Here is an 18,257-nt window from a genome sequence, read left to right as displayed (position 1 = left end):
TAAACATTATATTCCCACCTTTTAAAAATTAGAAAGTGGTGGGATTTTTTTGGCTACCCCACCAATAGCGGGGACAATAAAGGAGGTGGGTTTTGTCCTGTTAAATCAGGTGATTGATAAAGGTTTGACCATAGATAATTTTGTTTTCGTACCAAGCTAAATTGTTCTGCCCGCATCAGCTCAGAATGATGCTCTAAAATCACAATATGGGCAAAAGAAGGCAAATGATCAGCATGATCTTCAAGATCAATTTGAGCATGCACCGAACGATTATCCTGTTTTGAAGCGTATTCAGGGTCTTGCTGACAAGAAGACAAAACTTGATGATGTCCAAAATGCTGGGTATGTACAATGTGTTCTGTATTTTCGTGCACACAAAAAGCCGCTGCAATATTCCATAAACTTTGGAACATTAACAAACTTGCTAAAATTGTGATAAAAACAGAAATTCGTTTCAAATAAAGCTACAGCCAAAACTATAATAGTCTAATGTTATAATATCATTCATAGCGTTTGTAAAGTGCAGTGTAGGCGCTATCCATCAATACTTTATATTAATCCTGATGCTACCAACAAACACTCACAACTATGACTCTCCATTTACTTATGACCATGGCCTAGCAAGGGAGGGAAAGCTTAGAAAAATAGTCATTGCTGTTTTTTTTCGGTAATTAAAGTCAATCGTGTACTCTCCGCCAACATTGAAGACTTGTATTATCTAAGGTGCTTTGCTAATATTTGTGGCAGACATCGCGCACATTCGAGCGCTTTGCGTAAGCGTTAACGTCAACCAACGCAGATCAGGGAGAAAAATCTCCCCATTTCTGTATGTGGTGTTATGACGATATCTACTTCTTCAGCCTCCAGCGCTAAATTTTCTGCTTCTTCTATTTTTCTCCTTGTTGGCATTCTGCTGATCGCGGCCAATCTGCGGGCGCCGATTACATCGCTGGGTCCAGTCCTGTCACTGTTACAACAAGATTTCGGGTTTAATCTCACCCAGTCCGGTCTACTTAATGCGTTGCCTTTGCTATGTTTTGCAGTGCTATCTCCACTTGCACCCATGCTAAGTCGCAGTGTTGGACTCAAACGTGCCCTTTTCACAGCTTTGGCTGTCATTGCAATAGGCTGCTTCTTCCGTTCCGATGGTAGTGTTCCGGGTCTATGGCTGGGTACCACATGTATTGGTATTGGGATCGCTATTGCCAACGTTCTGGTGGTTCCGCTGGTAAAACGTGATTTCCCCCAACATACAGCGCTATGCATTGGGTTGTATGCAGCAACAATGGCACTCATGGCGGCTATTGCCAGTGGTATCGCCGCTCCCTTGGCAGATTTGACCGAATATGGCTGGCGTTTTTCCTTGGGAATCTGGTTTGTCCTTGCCCTTCTGGCACTGATGATCTGGTTACCACAGATAATACAACCTCGATCACAGATTCTGTCTCCAAACGCTACTGGGAAAACCCATAGCTACATTTGGCGAAGTGCAATTGCCTGGCAAGTTTCGATATTCATGGCTTTACATACGCTGGTTTTCTATTCAGTAATTGACTGGTTTCCTAGCATCGTCAAAGAAGCTGGTATTGGGGCAACTCAGGCGGGAACTTATCTCTTTGCTTATCAGGCCATTGCTGTTGTCGCCAATTTGATGACCTCAATAGCAATCAAGCGATTTAACGATCAGCGTTTTCTTGGTTTTGTATGTTCCATTGCCATCGCAATTGGAATGCTGGGACTTTTGCTGGCACCAACGCTTGCCCTTTGGTGGTTGCTGTGCGCAGGTATAGGTGCGGGTATGTCAATGGTCACCTGTCTGGCATTATTTGGATTACGCACACGAGATCATCATGAAGCTGGTGCACTATCTGGGATGGCACAATGTGTCGGATACGGATTAGGATCTATCGGTCCGTTTTTGACAGGTTGGTTACATGACATAAGTGGCAACTGGCAGGTTCCTTTATCGGTCTTATTAGTCGCCGCCTTGATACAAATTATCTTTGCTGTACTGGCAGGTCGTACTCGCTATGTCTAGCAAGATAGGATTAGGCAACATATGAATTTTTTATGCTTCTAAGTCAACCGAGCTACTTTCAGCAAAAAACCGTATTACATCTTAAAATATTTACAAACAAGTCCGCATGAGTAGTTGAAATTTTATAATACTAAAACAACTCATCAAGGAAAATGTGTTGTGGTCTTAATATCTCACAGTGATCTTAATTAATGTAAATAAATTTGGGCTGATAAGAATTTAGCCCAAATTTAAACTAATAATCATTTTACAAAATATGGAACGATCAGCTCGGGTTCTGGCTGGCATAGATTGAGTACAGTATGTCTAAAAATGAGATACTGTACTGATCATCAGGTATTAAAATAATTGTGTTTTAAGTCTAGTTAACCTTCTAACTAAACTGTTCGTCTATGACAACAATTGGCTTAATTGTGATACCTGTTTTCGAGTCTTCAAATGCCTGATTAATTGCATTGAAGTCATAGAATTTCACCAGTTTATCAAAAGGGAATTTCCCTTCCTTATAATATTGAATGATTTTCTGGATATGTATTTGAGGCGTAGAATCTCCTTGTATGGTGCCGACAATCGTTTTGCCTTCCATCAAAATGTCATTGGTGAAATTTAAAGTAACATCACCGCCCATACCAACAATGGAGATTTTCCCTGCAACTCTTAAGGCATCTATTGCATTTTTAATGACCACGGGAACACCTGTTGTCTCAATCGCATAATGAACACCGCCATCTGTAATTTTTTTGATTTCCTCGACTACATTTAGATTTTTACTATTTAAAGCATGCGTAGCGCCTAACTCTTTGGCCAATTCAAGACGATTTTCATGGATATCTACCACGATAATATCTTTGAGTCCTAAAAGATTTGCGGCCATTACTGCACTTAGTCCTACGGCACCAGATCCATAGATTGCGATGGAAGTTCCTGGCTCAGGATGTAGGCTATTCATCACAGTCCCACTACCTGTTTGTATCCCACAACCTAAAGGCCCTAATAATTTTAAATCAACATTTCTATCAACTTTTACAACATTATGTTTATTGGCTACAGCATAGGTGGCAAAAGAAGATTGTCCAAAGAAAGTTGAGTAAGCTTGACCATCTTTATGCAGTCGATAAGTATGGTCCTGCATTTTCCCACCAAAATTAAGTTCAACCGTACGAACGCATAAATTGTGATGTCCAGTTAGACATTGAGAGCAAGCGTTACAATAAGAATAGGATAAAACCACATGGTCTCCAATGCTTATATTGGTAACGGTAGAACCAACTTTCTCAACAATACCAGCACCTTCATGGCCTAATACTGCTGGGAACGGAGCGCCATTTCCTTTGATAGATTCCGCATCGGTGTGACAGATACCGGATGCGACGATTCTTATCAGTACTTCATCTTCTTTCGGTTCATCAATTTCGATGTCTTCAATAACCAAGGGAAGATTTTTTTCTTTCACAAGTGCAGCTTTGATTTTCATATATTTTTCCTTAAACGTCGTTATCATTTAGCATTTAGCCAAATAATATATTAATTCACTCAAATTTTATTTAATGTAACGAATTGAGTGCGGTTCCAGATAAGATTTCAATGTTTCATTAATATCCAGTTCCCGTCCAATACCACTTTGTTTAACGCCGCCAAATGGCATACCGAGTTGTAAGGAGTCAAAACTATGACTATTAATGAAGGTACTACCCGCCTCTATTTTTTTTGCAATTTCATAGGCAAGTTCAATATTGTCCGACCAAACGGATGAACATAGACCTTGCTCATTATCATTGGCATATTCAATCGCTTGTTCTACAGTTTCATAGCCAATCAGTGGAATAATCGGTCCGAATTGTTCAAGTTGAACAATCTCTAATGAATTTTCCATGGTTTTAACTGCATGCGGTAAAATATAGTACCCTTGATCCCATTGTTCTGGATTGATTTTTTGTCCTAACTCTCGAACTTCACACTGATCAGATACTTTTGCATTTTCAATAAATTTTTGCACGATTGACCACTGTTTTTTATTATTGAGTGGACCAAAACTTGCTTCTGCATCTAAACCATGCCCAATCTTGTATTTATCCACTTCCTCACATAAAAGATCGAAATAAAGGTCAAGCTTATCTCTCGGTACATAGATACGCTTCACTGCAAAGCAAATTTGTCCACTTCGGGTAAAAACACCCTTTAATAACTTAGGAAGAATAGATTTAAAATCAATATCTTCTAAGATTATTGCGGCATCATTTCCGCCCAATTCAAGCGTGACGTCCTTGATCGATTGGGCTGCACTTGCCATAACGGCTGCACCTGTTGCAGTTCCGCCAGTAAATGCAACTTTACGAACCAGTGGATGGCTGGTCATGAGGTTACCAACATCTGCATCACCATGTACAACATTAATGACACCTTTTGGAAAAACTTCCGCTATTTTGGCCAATAACTGAGTCAATGCCAATGCGGCAAAAGGAGAAGGTTTTAATACGACTGTATTACCAGCCAATAATAGTGGCCCTAGTTTCATCATGGTTAATACAATCGGCATATTCCAAGGAACAATTGCAGAGATAACACCTTTAGGTCGTTTATGGATGCGGATCCATCCCGTGTCTTCCACTATTTCTTTAGGAATCAAAATATCATGTGGTGCCTGAGCATACATACTCATCACACCAGAACCTAAATAAAAATCGGTTTCTGCTTCCCAAAGCATACCACCATGCTCTGACACCAATAATTCTTTTAACTGATCTTTTTGCTGAAAAATAAGCTCAGCAGCCTTTTTTAAAAAATCCTGTCTTTCTTGAATTGATGTATCTTTCCATTTTAAAAAAGCCTGATGAGCAGATTTGACGGCCTTTTCCACATCATGTAGAGGAGTATTACTAATTGTGCCAATTTGATTGGTGGTATTTCCCGGGTCATATACCGGTTGAAGCTGGTTGGACATAGGCAAAAATTCGCCATTGATAAAACCAGTAATATGAACTAGTGACATATGCAGTTCTCCTTGAAGGCACTCAAATCCATTCCGTAATGTATAGATAAATTTTAATATCTAAAAATTCAAAATTAAGCACTCTATATTTTGAATTAAGATAATAATAATCATATTAATGAAGATGAAGTAGGCTAAAATGAGAGCTTATGTTTCATAAGGTGAAAGTATGAGTGCTTATGATAAAGTGAGTGATTTAGAGTTTTTTTTAAAAATTGTAGAAGCTGGCTCTTTAACGCGTGCTGCAATATTAATGGAAAGTTCTTTACCGTCTATGAGTCGCCGTTTGTCACAATTGGAGCAGCGACTGGGGGTGAAACTGATTGACCGCAATGCTCGACGTTTTAAACTGACTGAGAAAGGTCAATACTTTCTGGAACAAACTCAGCAAATTGTTTTGCTGATTGAGAATATGGAAAACAATTTACAAAGTGAACAAGATTTTCTCACCGGGAAATTACGCATTGGTTCACTTAATCAATTTGGAAAACAACACCTGGCAGGCTGGATTGCAGAGTTTTCAGAACAATATCCTTATCTAAAAATAGAATTATTGTTGTCCGATTCCAGAGTAGACTTAATGGAGCAAGAACTTGATTTTTCCTTTCAAATTGAAGTGCCCTTAGAAGCAGATTATTTTTCGCTTCTCATCATTAGGGGGCAAAAGATCTATTGTGCTTCTCCTGAATATTTTCAAAAATTTGGAAAGCCAGAAAATCCGCATCATTTGACTGATCATCAATGCCTTTGCTTAATTAGAAATCGACATACATTTAATGACTGGCCATTTATGGATTCTGGCAAAAATATCGTCATAAAAGTTACACCTCACTTAATCAGCAATAGCAGTGAAATCATACGTAAATGGGCATTGGATGGAATGGGTATAGCATATAAATTGAATTGGGATATTCGGGAGGATCTAGCCTCGGGAACACTCATTGAATGTTTGGACAAATTTAATCCAATGCATAAGAATTTATATATGGTATATCTAAGGAATAATTATACGCAACCAAAATTTAGATATTTTATTGATTTTATAATGAAAAAAATCAAACCATGAATAAACAATCCTGGATGATTTTTGTCATCTGCTTCAAATTCATATTAGGTTTTGGCTATATGAAAATCCTCTGGAATTAGATAATTTATCTCTATCTCACAGTCTGCTTTCATTAGACCATTACAGTCTAATAAACTATAGATAATGGCATCTATAGTTTGATATCTACCTGAATATCTCAAAATAGCCTAAATCCTGCTCAACTCTATAATATTTTTAAAAATCAGTCACTTAAATTGAGTTTAGATTATAACCTAAGTTTAATTTTCAAATCCAATTCTATCTTTTTAAAGACACTGAAATATTTGCCAAACAGATTGAGCTAACCATTTTCTTGCGACAATATCATCACTGCGGTTAAACCAGTTTAGACTAACCTTAAAGGAATCCATCGCAAATGGAAGCTCAAACATTTGGACATTATTGCTATGCTTCAAATAATTCTGAGCCGCGCGTGATGGTAGTGTCACCAACATATCGGAACACTGTAAAACACCTTGCAATACACTAAAATGTGGCACTTCCAAACGGATATGACGTTTTAAGTTCATGGTTTTGAGTGTCTGCTCAACCTGTATATGACCAGTCGAAGATTTAATCGCAATATGATCTTCCTGTAGATATTGCTCTAGGCTTAGTTCTTTTTTTAATCTCGGATGATTGGCTCTGGAAATACAAACATATCGCTCCTCAAATACAGTTCGCGTTTCTATTTTTGACATCATGGTTTTACTGCTATTAAAAACCGCCAAATCCAGAAAGCCATCAATTAACCATTGTTCGACTTTAGCAGATTCAATCTCTTCAATTTCAATTTTGATATTTGGAGCTGCCTGCTGTAGAAAGGCAATTAAACTTGGTAAAAGACAAATTTCACCTACATCAGATAAACCAATTCGAAATGTTTTATGAGAAGTCTCTGGATGAAATGCCTGAACTTCAGCAATTGCCGACTCAATATTAAAAATAGCCTGATGAAATATAGGATAAAGCTCATGAGCCATTTTGGTTGGCTCAACACCACTACGTCTTCGAATAAACAGTACATCATTGAGCTGATCACGTAAACGATTCAAATTATAAGTGACCGATGGCTGGCTTAGATTTAACTTATCAGCTGCTTTACCAATATTACGAGACTCATAAATACAAACAAAAACCTTAATCAAACCTAAATCCATGGTACTGATCCTTTATATTCTCTAAACAAAGACTTCATTTTCTTTGTTTAAAGTCTAGTCTGTTTTATATGAATAACAAAGGGTTATTCCATTATGTCACCTTTGAATCCAGTGCAATTCGCATAGATCGAATACAGATACTTATCGCTATCACGCTCAACGTTGCAAGCAAACAAGGAATTGCAAGTGCAATAAAATTATATTCAATGGGTAGGTTCAGACTTAAAATCCAGCCACATAAAATCGGACCAAGTATTGCACCGATCCGCCCAACACCCAACGCCATACCAATGCCAGTGCTGCGGATCGGCGATGGATAAAACTGCGCCATATACGCAAGCAATAAAATTTGTCCACCAATAGAAGCAGCCCCTGCAACGGCAACACAGAGATATAGAATTATCATCGGCAATGCATAGCTCAATAAGTAAAGTGATATTGCACCGGCCAGAAACAATACACAAATCACCTTACCCAACTGAAAGCGATCAGCGAAATAACCGCCTCCAATTGCACCAGCCATACCACCCAAATTCAGTGCCAGTAGAAACACCAAACTCGTGGATAAATCATAGCCTGCTTCGACCATAAGTTTAGGAATCCAGTTGCCTAATGCATATACCAGCAGTAATGCCATAAATACACTTAGCCAAAAAAAGATCGTCACTAACGCACGGTTTTCACTAAATAAAGCGAGCAAAGGACGAGAGGCAGCCTGTTGGTTCTCATGATTCAAGACAATTTCGGTATGGCGATCTATCGTTTGTGCAGGTGCCAGTTGTTGCAACACACGGTGAACATCTTCCCATTTCTGTTGACGCACCAGATAATCAATCGACTCAGGCAAGTATTTCCAAATAAATGGTAATGAAATAAGCGGAATACCTGCCAAAATAAACATGATTTGCCAGCCAAATTGAGGAACCAACCACATACCCAAAAGTGCTGATCCCATACCACCAATTGCATAACCGCTAAACATCAATGAAACCAAGGTGGATCTTAGTTTTTTCGGTGCATATTCTGTCATTAAGGCAATCACATTGGGCATCACACCGCCCAAGCCCAGCCCTGCAACAAAGCGGTAGATCGCAAACTCTTTTGGACTATTAGCAAAACCACATAATACGGTAAAAGCACTAAAAATTAGAACGCATAACATAATCAGGCGTTTACGACTAAACCCATAAGGCTCTAATTTATCTACGAGATTGCCAAACAGCATAGCACCAAACATCATGCCAAATAATGCAACACTGCCGAGTAAGCCCGCAGTCATACTATCCAGCTGCCAATGCTGCATCAGTTGTGGTAAGGCAACACCGTAAATTACCAAGTCATATCCATCGAAAATAATAATCAGCGCACTCAACAAAATCACTCGCCAATGTAATGGCGTTAATCTTGCGTCATCAATCAGTTGATTCGCATTTAATTTTTCCATCATTGCTTTCCTTAGCAAATTGTGAATAAAACAAAAATCCTGTTAACTGTTAAATAGTCACTGTCCCAAGTTGTTGTAATTGTTGTTGAGCATTGGCTAGATCTTGTTGCAGATCATGCTGCCATAACCAGTCAAAACGATGTTCAAGATGCTCACCGATTTGTACAAAAGATGGATATTGTGATGAATAGCACTCGTAGATTTCACCAGACTCACGTGATGTTTTTTGCACAAGACAAGCCCGTTTTAAACGTGAATTTTGGTAAATTTCAGATACATCACCCAATTGGTCCACCTTTAAGTTTTTTTGAGCCAATAATCCTGCAAGAATTACTGCATCTTCCAAACCCTGCCCGGCTCCAGCCCCTTGATGAGGTAACATGGCATGTGCCGCATCTCCCATGAGAATGACACGTCCTGATACACTTTGATAAGTCGAAAGCTCTTCAATCTCATGTAAAGCCCAAATGGTTGGATGTTCAATCAAATCCAGTAACTTTTGGCAACTTTCGCTCCAATCAGAGAAATCAGCCAACATTTGTGCTTTATCAACAGGCCGTGTCCATGGGGTATCTGGCGGTAGTACGGTATCTTCTCGATTTGAGCAAAAAGCAACAATATTAATCTGTTCGCCTTTTCTGATCGGAAAAGTCAAAATATGTTTGTCTTTTCCAAGCAGCATCTGCGGGATATCAGCCAAATCAGTATCACCCTGCATTTTCTGCAAGGCATCTTTAAATGAATGATACGAAATGATTCCACGATATGCCCATGTACCTGAGAAAACTGGTTTTACTTCAGGCAAACCATGAGTCTTTAATACATATTGGCGAACAACTGAACGAATACCATCGGCACCAATCAGATAATCACATTCATGATTACTTCCATCACTAAAATGCAAAATGATATGATCGTCCCGCTCTTCAATAGATTCCAACCTTTTTGAAAAATGTACATTTTGTGCTGGCATGTGAGGAATAATCGCATCCAAGAAATCCGCACGGTGTACCGAAGACTGACCTACACCCTCAGCAATCGAGGCAGATAAATATTCGTCAGTATAGCCATTACGCCATTGAAACCAGACATCCTGAAAAGGCGCAGCAACCGTATCTGCAATGGCATGATATTCTTTTGCCAAACCCAACAACTCAATCGCTTTAACTGCATTTGCACCAAAAGAAATACCTGCTCCAATTTCCGAAAACTGAGCAGCAGCTTCAAACATTTGTATATCTAAATGGGCATGCTTACTTAAATTACTCGCAAAAGCAAGACCAGCAATACCACCACCAACCACGGCAATCCGAATACGTGTATTCATGTGTTTTATCCTTAAACATCACTGTTATTTTCACATATTCATTTTTTAGAAATTATTTATTAAAGTCCAATTAATATTTTTTCCATTAAGTTATTCAAAAATTAAATAACCCGAATTCCAATTAAAATAAAGCTTACAACAAGAGAAATTAAATAACATTCTCATTATTTAATATTCAAGAAATATTTTCTACAAAGATATCACTTATTTAAAAAATAGTTGTCTTTTTTTGTCGTTATCATACCTTTAAAATATAAAAATATACCCATCAAGTCTTTGACGCCACCCGATAAAGAAAATAATTTAATAAAACAGTCCTTCACAAATTGGAAGTAAAGGATAAATAAGACGATGGAAGATCATTTTATGCCACATTTTAAAGTACAATATTTCGCTTTTCCCATACTATTCGTGCTGGGTAGCGCCATCAGTACCACACTATTTGCCGCAAATTCTATAGCACCCATCGAAGATGAATGGAAATTCACCTTAAAAAATGCCTATATCAATCGTGATTATGATTATTCAAACCTCAAAGATACGGGAAGTTGGTCACAAGCTGCATCTTTATTTCATACCTCAAAAATGCATGATACTCCGCTACAAATTTTCGATAAACCAATGACCATCGGAGTGGATGCTTCGGTACAATATGCGGTACGTTTAAGCTCTGATAAACATGTTGCCGATACCGTTTTACCATTTGATTCTCAAACACAATCTCAAGCCTCTGACTTTTTAAAATACGGTGCAACATTAAAACTTGGCTATGATAAAACCTTGCTCAGTATCGGGGAACTGTGGCTAGATTTACCCGTCACCGCAGTTGATGCTAGTCGTCAGTTACTCACGTCATATTGGGGAACCAATTTAAAGTCACAGCTTACAGATCAACTCTATGCTGAAATTGGTCGAATAGAAAAAGTTTCTCCACGAAACCAAGAAGATTTTTATAAATTTTCTTTTACCTCCAATAGAGTAACCCAATACTCCGATGGCTTAAATTATATTGATTTACGCTACCAACTTAGTTCATCACTTAAAGGTGAGTATTACTTTGGCAACTTAGAGAATTTATACAACAAACATTATGTCGGGCTGGAACATGCATGGAAACAGCCCACGTTTGTACTTAGCTCTAAATTTAAATATTTCAATGCCAAAGATGACAGCAATACCTTTGATATCAATGCTCAAAATATTGGTTTGCTGGAAATCCTAAAAGTAAAAAATCATACTTTCGGTTTAGGTTACCAACAAATTATTGGTGAGTCAGCTTATCCCTTACCCGATGGTTTTTTGCCAGAGACTTATTTTATTAACTGGAATACGACCGGCTTCTTTAAAGAAGATGAAAAATCCTACCATTTTATTTATGGATATGATTTTAAAGACTATATATCCGGTTTAAATGCAATAGTGAAATATGTTTATGGCAATAGTTTTAAAACAGCTAGTGGAGAAAAAAACAAAGAAAGCGAGTCTAACCTAATCATTAACTATGCATTTCAACAACCCTATTTAAAAGGGCTTGCTTTGCAATATATTCGTATTGATTACAAAGTAAAGCATGGCAATGATTTTGGTGAAGACCGTTTATTTGTAAATTATACAAAGAAATTTTAATTCCTATCTGCCAATGAAATAAAGTACTATCACGAAAATATTATTCAACATGATATTCAAGTTATTCTCTTGCTCGTGATAGTACAGTCAATATAAGAAAATGATTTTCCTAATGATAATTAAGAAAGTCATCTAAATCCATTTTTCTATTTTAACCAAAGGTATTCATCATACCTGTAATCACTTTATCAATCCCACGACTCAAAGTTATCAAAAGCAGATCAACTATTTAAATGCGTGTTGATCAGATAAATCCATTAGCCTATTGATGACATGACGCAGGCCCGGCAATAAAACAGAAGTGCGTGGCCATATAAGGCTCAATCGGGTTGGTTCGGGATTCAGTGCTGTTAAAATTAATTGTAGTTTTTTATTCGCAATATGTTCTTTTACCAGTGAATATGGAAATTGCATAATTCCAGCACCAAGTAAACAAGCTTCGACCATGGCATCACCATCACTAATCTGATGAAATGGTTTTGGATAAAATCGAACATCATCTAAAGTTTCATTTTTGAGTAGCCATCCTAAGGGTTTTGCACCACGCCAAGCGACCAAACATTGATGCTGATGCAAGTCATCCATTGTTTCAGGAATGCCGTTTTTTTCTAAATATTCGGTTGATGCACATAATACCAGTTGCTGATCATTTAAATATTTTGCAACGATGTCTAAACTGTCTTTGACTTCACCAAATCTGATCGCCAAATCAAAACCAAAATCCTGAGGATCAATGACTTTATCGTTGAAGGTAATAATAAAATTTAGTTGAGGATATTCATCAGACATTTCCATTAGTATGGGAACCATCACCTTTCGTCCAAATGCAGAAGGCATATCAATCCTTACAATACCAGATGGATCTTTTAGATTGGCACGTAAAGTATTTTGTGCAGACTCCAAGGTATGTAATGCATCAAGACAACTTTTTAAATATTGCTCCCCTTCAGTGGTTAATGACATTTTTCGAGTGCTTCGATGAAAAAGTTGTACGCCTAAATGCTGTTCCAATCGACTGATACTTTTTCCAACAGCTGATTTGGATATCCCAAGGTCTTCTGCAGCTTTCGTAAAACTATTGACTTCAGCCACGGCAACAAAATAAATCAAGCTTCGGAAAGAATCTAATGGAATAGTAGAAGACACCATTTTTGATTTGCGCCTCAATAAAAATTTAGCGTGTTAAAAATTTCCGTATGGAGCGGATTGCTAGCCTAAACTAAATCTTTATTTTAACTAACAATCTCTCCTCAATTTTAATCTTCTTTTGCTTCGATAAAATTACTGAGGTCTTTAGAAAATTTTATTGGATCCTTAAATGCGAGGAAATGATCCGCATGCTCATCATCATATATAAATAATTTTGAATGCTTAATCATTGAATTCATCCATTTTTGACTCTGCACATTATTACTATATATACCAGTAAAAATAGCCGTTGGTACATTTATTTTATATTTAATCACATCTTCCCAGTTATTGGTTGCATGATCAAATAATACTGGCGACATTTCCTCTGGTGAATTCTGAATGACTGTTTGTGCAAATTTTTCAGAATTCTGGAAATAGAGAGAATCATTGACTTGGTATCGAACAAATACATTCATATCCACGACGAGTTGATTGGTTGGTTCATTTTTGGTAAACGCAGCAATCATGCGCTCTGGCGATGTTGTCATTGCACCGAGATTTAAACGTCGCTCCTCAGTCCAATCTGCATGAGCATATATAGACACAGGTTCATCAATAAATGCTAATTTATTGATCTTGTCCGTGCCGAAAAGATCAATATACCCCCAAATGATTGATGCGCCCATAGACCAGCCAATCAGATTTGCTTTTTCCAGTTTGTTATGATCCAGAAATTCTTTCAAATCCATACTCAGTCTAGAGATTCTTGAGCCATAATCAACTTGGTCAGATAATCCCTGATTTCTAGGATCTATCACATACACATGATAATGTTTACTCAATAAATAGATAATATTAATAAATTCTGCGCCATTTGCAGACCATCCCGGTATAAAAACAAGTGGCATACCTTTTCCTGCTTCCCAATAGGCTATATTCACCTGATCACTGGTCTTGAATTTTTTAATTTCTAATCCTTTAAAATCGGATAATTTCTCAGGAAAACCATTTATCTTATTTGGAAATGCATAATCTTGTGCCAATACATCAACAGCATTTCTGGCAAAAATAGCCGAGCTAGTGCTTGCCAAAACCATACTCAATAAAAGTACATGCACTTTATTCATCATTCCACCACTATCCAATCATTCACAGGGTAATATCATGAGTAAAAAAGTAGATGAGCTTTGCACCTACTCTTCGCAATGTTAACCTTGTTTCTTCAGGGTATCAGAGAATAATTCTCCGGATATTGCCCAATTATCTACCGAAACATCATTAAAAATCACATAAATATACTTTGGATCAATATTGGCATGTTTGGCAATCGAATCAGTCACTTCCTTGGCAATCGCAGATTTTGCTTCATCGCGACCATCAAACATTTGGATATTTACAACTGGCATAATCTTTCACCTTCTAAGTAAGTTGAAACTCAGTGTAATGAATTGTGGAGCATGAATAAATGCAGTCAAAGGCATCAGATTGTAGAAAAAAAATCTACAATCCCAAAAATGAGGACTGAAGGTAACCATTAAAAAAGATTTATGCAGGATTTAAATGTGCTAGACCCGTCCAAATCTAAAAAAGTCCTGCATTTTTTTTAATAATTTGATTAACATCAAAAATTGAAGTAAATTCTCAGGCAAGTTAGTTTCAATGGTGGAATCATTTGTAAAATAAAAAACTGTTATCAGACCTATTTCATTTCATGAAAATAAAATTAAAGACTGCCCATCGTTCGATCAATAGTTTTTGATTTTTTATCTTTTAGATTAATCAGAAATAGCCAATAACATAAGCCAGGAAATAAAGCCATAAGAATAGTCCATGTATTGGTGTACATCTTCCACCATTCTCTCGAAATTTCGCCTGTATGGCTCCATCCAAAAAGCACAAAAAATGGTGTAGCAATAACTAGTGAGCTGATACAGATGCTTAGCAAGTTAAGAATACCATAACGATTTAAAAGAATTGAGAATATAAAACTGAAAGGTACAGTCAAAATACAATAAGCCAAGTAAACAAGACCATGCCCTACAAAAACCACGAAAATCGAATATAAGCTGTATTCACGATTTACAACGATAAAGAGTAATGCTGTAAGAAACAGTAATGGTAAAGGCGCAAGTAGTAGGGCTTTTATTATATTTACTTTTGAGTATCTCATTAATTTAACTCTTTTCTTTACTCAATAAATATTAACACTGTTACGGATCCTCAGAAGATCTTTACTCCACTTGAGCCATACTATTTATTCTCCCCTACCCTTAACTCACCCGACAGCAAAAAATTTTAGTAAAAAATATTGACAATTAAAACGATACCGTTTAGTTTTGTTTTAACACAAATCAATCCAAAAAATAAACCTGAATGCAGATAGATTATTATCGATAAAAAAGCATTAGTGTTTTGATATTTATGGATTATATTTAATATTGGTAAGTATGATGGCTCGACAAAAAAGTGATGTTAAACGTGACCTTTTCCTTAAGGTGGCAAAGGAGGTTTTTCAGGAATTAAGTTTTGGTGGTGCATCAATGGATGAAATTGCCGCAAAAGCCGGTAGCTCAAAAGCAACCTTATATCGCTATTTTGAATCCAAAGATGCCCTGTATTCTGAGCTCATTTCAAAAATAGCAGCTGAACGTGAAAATCAGGTGATGACTTTCCTTTATAAAAGTATCGGTGTAAGCGTCACCAACGATTTACCCAAAGAAGTCATTGATGCAACGTTTATATTAGATCCAGATCAGGATGTTGAAATCACGCTGAGAAAATTTGGGAAATATGTTCTTAAATTTTTTCATACACCGAATCGTTTTGCTGCAACAAGAATGGTGATTGCTGCATCGGCAAATCCTGAAATCGGAAAAATGTTTTACGAACAGGGTCCTGTAAAGGCGTTAAAACTTGTAGAGCAATATTATGCCAGTGCAATTGAGGCAGGTCATTTTCGCAGGGCGAATCCCTCAATTATGGCTTTACATTTTCGAGGTTTGTTGGAATCGGAAGTACTGGAACTAGGTTTATTGAATATTAAACCTGATTTAAATGATGAGGAAATAGAGGGCATTGTTGATCGGGCAGTAGATGTGTTTTTAAGAGCATATAAAGCTCAATAGTTTTAATTATCGTAAATCATTTTACCGAGGTAATATATGAATCAAGTAAATCAAGATACCATGATTGCAAATCTCCCAATACGGGCAATCATGATCTGTAGCCTTTTCATTTTTGGCACGTCCAATGCGTACTCTGCCAGTGAAAGCTCAAATCCTGATAAAAAATCCACATTAGCTTTAGGTGTGGGTGGCGTTGTTGTACAAAAAGTATATCAGGATATGGATACCGATAATGTGTTTTTTCCAGTAGTAAATTATGACAACAAATGGATCAATGTCTCTGTACCAAAACTGGATGTCAAACTCTATACAAACGAGTCTCTTTCTCTTCGAGCACGGGCGCGCTACTCAGGAGATGGCTATGAGAGCAAGGATTCTCCATATTTGATGGGTATGGACGAACGTAAATCGAGTATATGGTTGGGTGGTGCACTTGAATGGAAAACTGATATTGCCAATGTATCAGCGGAATTATTATCAGACGCATCGGGTAATAGTAAAGGGTCTCGTGCTAAAGTTTTGGTGGATCGTCGTTTTGCCATGGGTCAGTTTGGTTTGACACCTCGATTAGGCGTTGAATTCTTTGACAAAAAATATGTTGATTATTACTACGGTGTAAAATCAACGGAAGTAACTGCAAATCGTGCAGCCTACAAAGGCGATAGTGGAAGTAGTGTAGAAGTTGGGATGCGGATGGATTATGTTATTTCGCCACATCACAGTGTTTTTCTCGATGCAGGCGCAACGCTATTTGACAAATCAATCACAGATAGCCCAATTGTAGATGATGGCACTAGCCAATATGTTATTGGTCTGGGATATTTATATCGTTTCTAATTTTTTAGTATAAAGGACTTACGCACTATCATTTAGAAACTCTTTGAGGCAGAAGATGATCTTTATTGAAAATAAAGTGATCAATAAAATTCTTAATGATAGGTTGAAATAAGTCTGAACCGTACCAGGTTTATCGGCGACAGTTTATTTAGAATGATGACAACATATAGTTTCGATCACATTTCTTGGTCAATCTGCCGATAAACCCAATTCTCGATGGATATAAGCTTAGTTATTCTTTTTCCAGACAAGTAACCAACTAAAAAATATAAAAAAATTTTATGTCTTGGTAAAAAAATAAGATTCATCAAATACTAAATATAAATTTAAAGAAATATCACTGTATTTGTTTAAACATTCTACTAATTTTCCTTGTTATAAATCCTCTTCAACATCCCAACTCAGTTTTAGACGCAATACAACTGTTTTATCTTTAGCGTAAACTGTTGTAATTATAATTTCCATTAAACCCATGGTCAGCAATAACCAATGCTAGATAATAGTTTTAATCTGGGGCTGGGAGTTGAATAACTGCAAGTTGTATAGGTGTTGACCCTGCATTCCAGCTATTGTGTCCATTCCCATTTGTATCTGTTGTTAAAATGCAAGAACCTGCATCTAAGAAAAATTCTGTTCCATCTTCAGCTTGATAACCCATTTTACCAGAAAGACAGATAACCCATTGATTGTTAGGGCTCGGGTGCCAACCACCTTGCCAACCGACAGGCAGTTCAATAATAATAAAAGATTGAGTGTCTATTGTTTCTGACACTAACATAGGTGGTGCTGGAGGAGCAAAATGTGTTGCATTCAATTCGTGAGTTGCGTGATGATTAACATGAGATATTCCCATTTCATCAACAAATAGGTGTAAGAATGTCCAATTTTTCATCATTTTCCTCAAGTGATTAAACTGTATTAGGTGAATTTATAAAATCAACCGTGCTGACTTTATCTGAGACAGTTTATTTAATTTAGACTACCTGACCTAACGGATTTATCTTAATATAATACATCGATTCATACTGAAATGGCGACACATATCCAATCGCACTATGCAGTCGTTTTTTGTTAAACCAGTCTATATGGTGGATTTCGTCATCGGAACCTTCTATCAAGAAAAGCAGAGTTAAACCGCCCAAAATATCGAATCCATTTTGCAGATGAAGAAATTAGTTGCTATAAACCAGTCCATAATGTGAATAAGTAGCCAGTTAAAGCCATTGTCATTATTAAAACTTAATGTTTTACCTAAGGTCTTTTATAACTGTAATACCTAAACACCTTAAAGCTTAGAAAATAGTCATTGCTACTTTTCGATCATTAAAATCCATCGTATATCGAGTAAATTAAAGTGATTGACATGATAAGTTTGTTTGCATACTATTATAGACGACCGGTCTACTTTATAAATTATATGGTGATAATCGATGACAACACTACAGGCTAAAAAATCAGAAGAAAAAAGGCTGCATATACTCGATAGCAGTTTT

The 18,257-nt window shown here is 37.0% G+C and carries 16 protein-coding genes and 1 pseudogene; 5 read left to right on the top strand and 12 right to left on the bottom strand.

The window, feature by feature from the left end; genetic code table 11:
* Nucleotides 1-53: 53 nt before the first annotated feature.
* On the bottom strand, nucleotides 54-458 hold the full coding sequence (locus tag CRO21_RS17180; protein WP_097080523.1) for a cation efflux protein, CzcI-like: 405 nt from the start codon (nucleotides 456-458) through the stop codon (nucleotides 54-56).
* A 380-nt stretch (nucleotides 459-838) separates the two neighbouring features.
* On the opposite strand from CRO21_RS17180, the gene CRO21_RS17175 reads away from it, so the two are divergent.
* A complete protein-coding gene (locus tag CRO21_RS17175) occupies nucleotides 839-2,038 on the top strand; it encodes an MFS transporter (RefSeq protein WP_097080522.1) in 1,200 nt (399 codons plus the stop codon).
* A 373-nt stretch (nucleotides 2,039-2,411) separates the two neighbouring features.
* Here the strand turns inward: CRO21_RS17175 and CRO21_RS17170 are convergent, their stop codons facing one another.
* Nucleotides 2,412-3,512 carry an NAD(P)-dependent alcohol dehydrogenase gene (locus CRO21_RS17170; protein WP_097080521.1) on the bottom strand — a complete coding sequence of 367 codons (1,101 nt, stop codon included), beginning with the start codon at nucleotides 3,510-3,512 and terminating at the stop codon, nucleotides 2,412-2,414.
* A 66-nt stretch (nucleotides 3,513-3,578) separates the two neighbouring features.
* A complete protein-coding gene (locus tag CRO21_RS17165) occupies nucleotides 3,579-5,027 on the bottom strand; it encodes an aldehyde dehydrogenase family protein (RefSeq protein WP_097080520.1) in 1,449 nt (482 codons plus the stop codon).
* Nucleotides 5,028-5,196: 169 nt separating this feature from the next.
* On the opposite strand from CRO21_RS17165, the gene CRO21_RS17160 reads away from it, so the two are divergent.
* Complete coding sequence (locus CRO21_RS17160; RefSeq protein WP_097080519.1) at nucleotides 5,197-6,093, top strand: LysR family transcriptional regulator; 897 nt, start codon at nucleotides 5,197-5,199, stop codon at nucleotides 6,091-6,093.
* Between the two features lie 287 nt (nucleotides 6,094-6,380).
* Here CRO21_RS17160 and CRO21_RS17155 read toward each other — a convergent pair whose 3' ends face one another.
* From CRO21_RS17155 to salA, 3 genes are all read right to left on the bottom strand, one after another.
* Nucleotides 6,381-7,274 carry a LysR family transcriptional regulator gene (locus CRO21_RS17155; protein ID WP_097080518.1) on the bottom strand — a complete coding sequence of 298 codons (894 nt, stop codon included), beginning with the start codon at nucleotides 7,272-7,274 and terminating at the stop codon, nucleotides 6,381-6,383.
* 91 nt (nucleotides 7,275-7,365) lie between these two features.
* On the bottom strand, nucleotides 7,366-8,718 hold the full coding sequence (locus CRO21_RS17150; protein ID WP_097080517.1) for an MFS transporter: 1,353 nt from the start codon (nucleotides 8,716-8,718) through the stop codon (nucleotides 7,366-7,368).
* A 49-nt stretch (nucleotides 8,719-8,767) separates the two neighbouring features.
* Nucleotides 8,768-10,045 carry a salicylate 1-monooxygenase gene (gene salA, locus CRO21_RS17145; RefSeq protein ID WP_097080516.1) on the bottom strand — a complete coding sequence of 426 codons (1,278 nt, stop codon included), beginning with the start codon at nucleotides 10,043-10,045 and terminating at the stop codon, nucleotides 8,768-8,770.
* A 366-nt stretch (nucleotides 10,046-10,411) separates the two neighbouring features.
* Between salA and CRO21_RS17140 the strand changes: the two genes are divergently transcribed.
* Nucleotides 10,412-11,671: an OprD family outer membrane porin gene (locus CRO21_RS17140; protein WP_097080524.1), complete on the top strand. Its 1,260-nt coding sequence runs from the start codon at nucleotides 10,412-10,414 to the stop codon at nucleotides 11,669-11,671.
* 225 nt (nucleotides 11,672-11,896) lie between these two features.
* On the opposite strand, the gene CRO21_RS17135 is transcribed toward CRO21_RS17140, so the two are convergent.
* From CRO21_RS17135 to CRO21_RS17120, 4 genes are all read right to left on the bottom strand, one after another.
* On the bottom strand, nucleotides 11,897-12,820 hold the full coding sequence (locus CRO21_RS17135) for a LysR family transcriptional regulator (RefSeq protein WP_097080515.1): 924 nt from the start codon (nucleotides 12,818-12,820) through the stop codon (nucleotides 11,897-11,899).
* 107 nt (nucleotides 12,821-12,927) lie between these two features.
* Nucleotides 12,928-13,845, bottom strand: a complete 918-nt coding sequence (locus tag CRO21_RS17130) for an alpha/beta fold hydrolase (RefSeq protein ID WP_228150492.1) — start codon at nucleotides 13,843-13,845, stop codon at nucleotides 12,928-12,930.
* A gap of 165 nt (nucleotides 13,846-14,010) precedes the next feature.
* Complete coding sequence (locus CRO21_RS17125; RefSeq protein WP_087621257.1) at nucleotides 14,011-14,208, bottom strand: tautomerase family protein; 198 nt, start codon at nucleotides 14,206-14,208, stop codon at nucleotides 14,011-14,013.
* A gap of 317 nt (nucleotides 14,209-14,525) precedes the next feature.
* Nucleotides 14,526-14,972: a hypothetical protein gene (locus CRO21_RS17120; protein ID WP_097080513.1), complete on the bottom strand. Its 447-nt coding sequence runs from the start codon at nucleotides 14,970-14,972 to the stop codon at nucleotides 14,526-14,528.
* Nucleotides 14,973-15,252: 280 nt separating this feature from the next.
* Between CRO21_RS17120 and CRO21_RS17115 the strand changes: the two genes are divergently transcribed.
* Complete coding sequence (locus tag CRO21_RS17115) at nucleotides 15,253-15,927, top strand: TetR/AcrR family transcriptional regulator (RefSeq protein ID WP_087621259.1); 675 nt, start codon at nucleotides 15,253-15,255, stop codon at nucleotides 15,925-15,927.
* 36 nt (nucleotides 15,928-15,963) lie between these two features.
* Nucleotides 15,964-16,764 carry a MipA/OmpV family protein gene (locus tag CRO21_RS17110; protein ID WP_228150491.1) on the top strand — a complete coding sequence of 267 codons (801 nt, stop codon included), beginning with the start codon at nucleotides 15,964-15,966 and terminating at the stop codon, nucleotides 16,762-16,764.
* Between the two features lie 505 nt (nucleotides 16,765-17,269).
* Here the strand turns inward: CRO21_RS17110 and CRO21_RS17105 are convergent.
* Nucleotides 17,270-17,656, bottom strand: coding sequence for a cupin domain-containing protein (locus tag CRO21_RS17105; protein WP_171294086.1), 387 nt, complete (start codon nucleotides 17,654-17,656; stop codon nucleotides 17,270-17,272).
* 82 nt (nucleotides 17,657-17,738) lie between these two features.
* Nucleotides 17,739-17,858, bottom strand: a pseudogene (locus CRO21_RS17490) (IS3 family transposase); the annotation flags it as partial.
* Nucleotides 17,859-18,257 lie beyond the last annotated feature (399 nt).

Source organism: Acinetobacter puyangensis (assembly GCF_900096995.1).
GTDB classification, from domain to species: domain Bacteria; phylum Pseudomonadota; class Gammaproteobacteria; order Pseudomonadales; family Moraxellaceae; genus Acinetobacter; species Acinetobacter puyangensis.
Note: the sequence above shows the minus strand (reverse complement) of the source record. Positions and strands in the feature narration are given on the sequence as shown.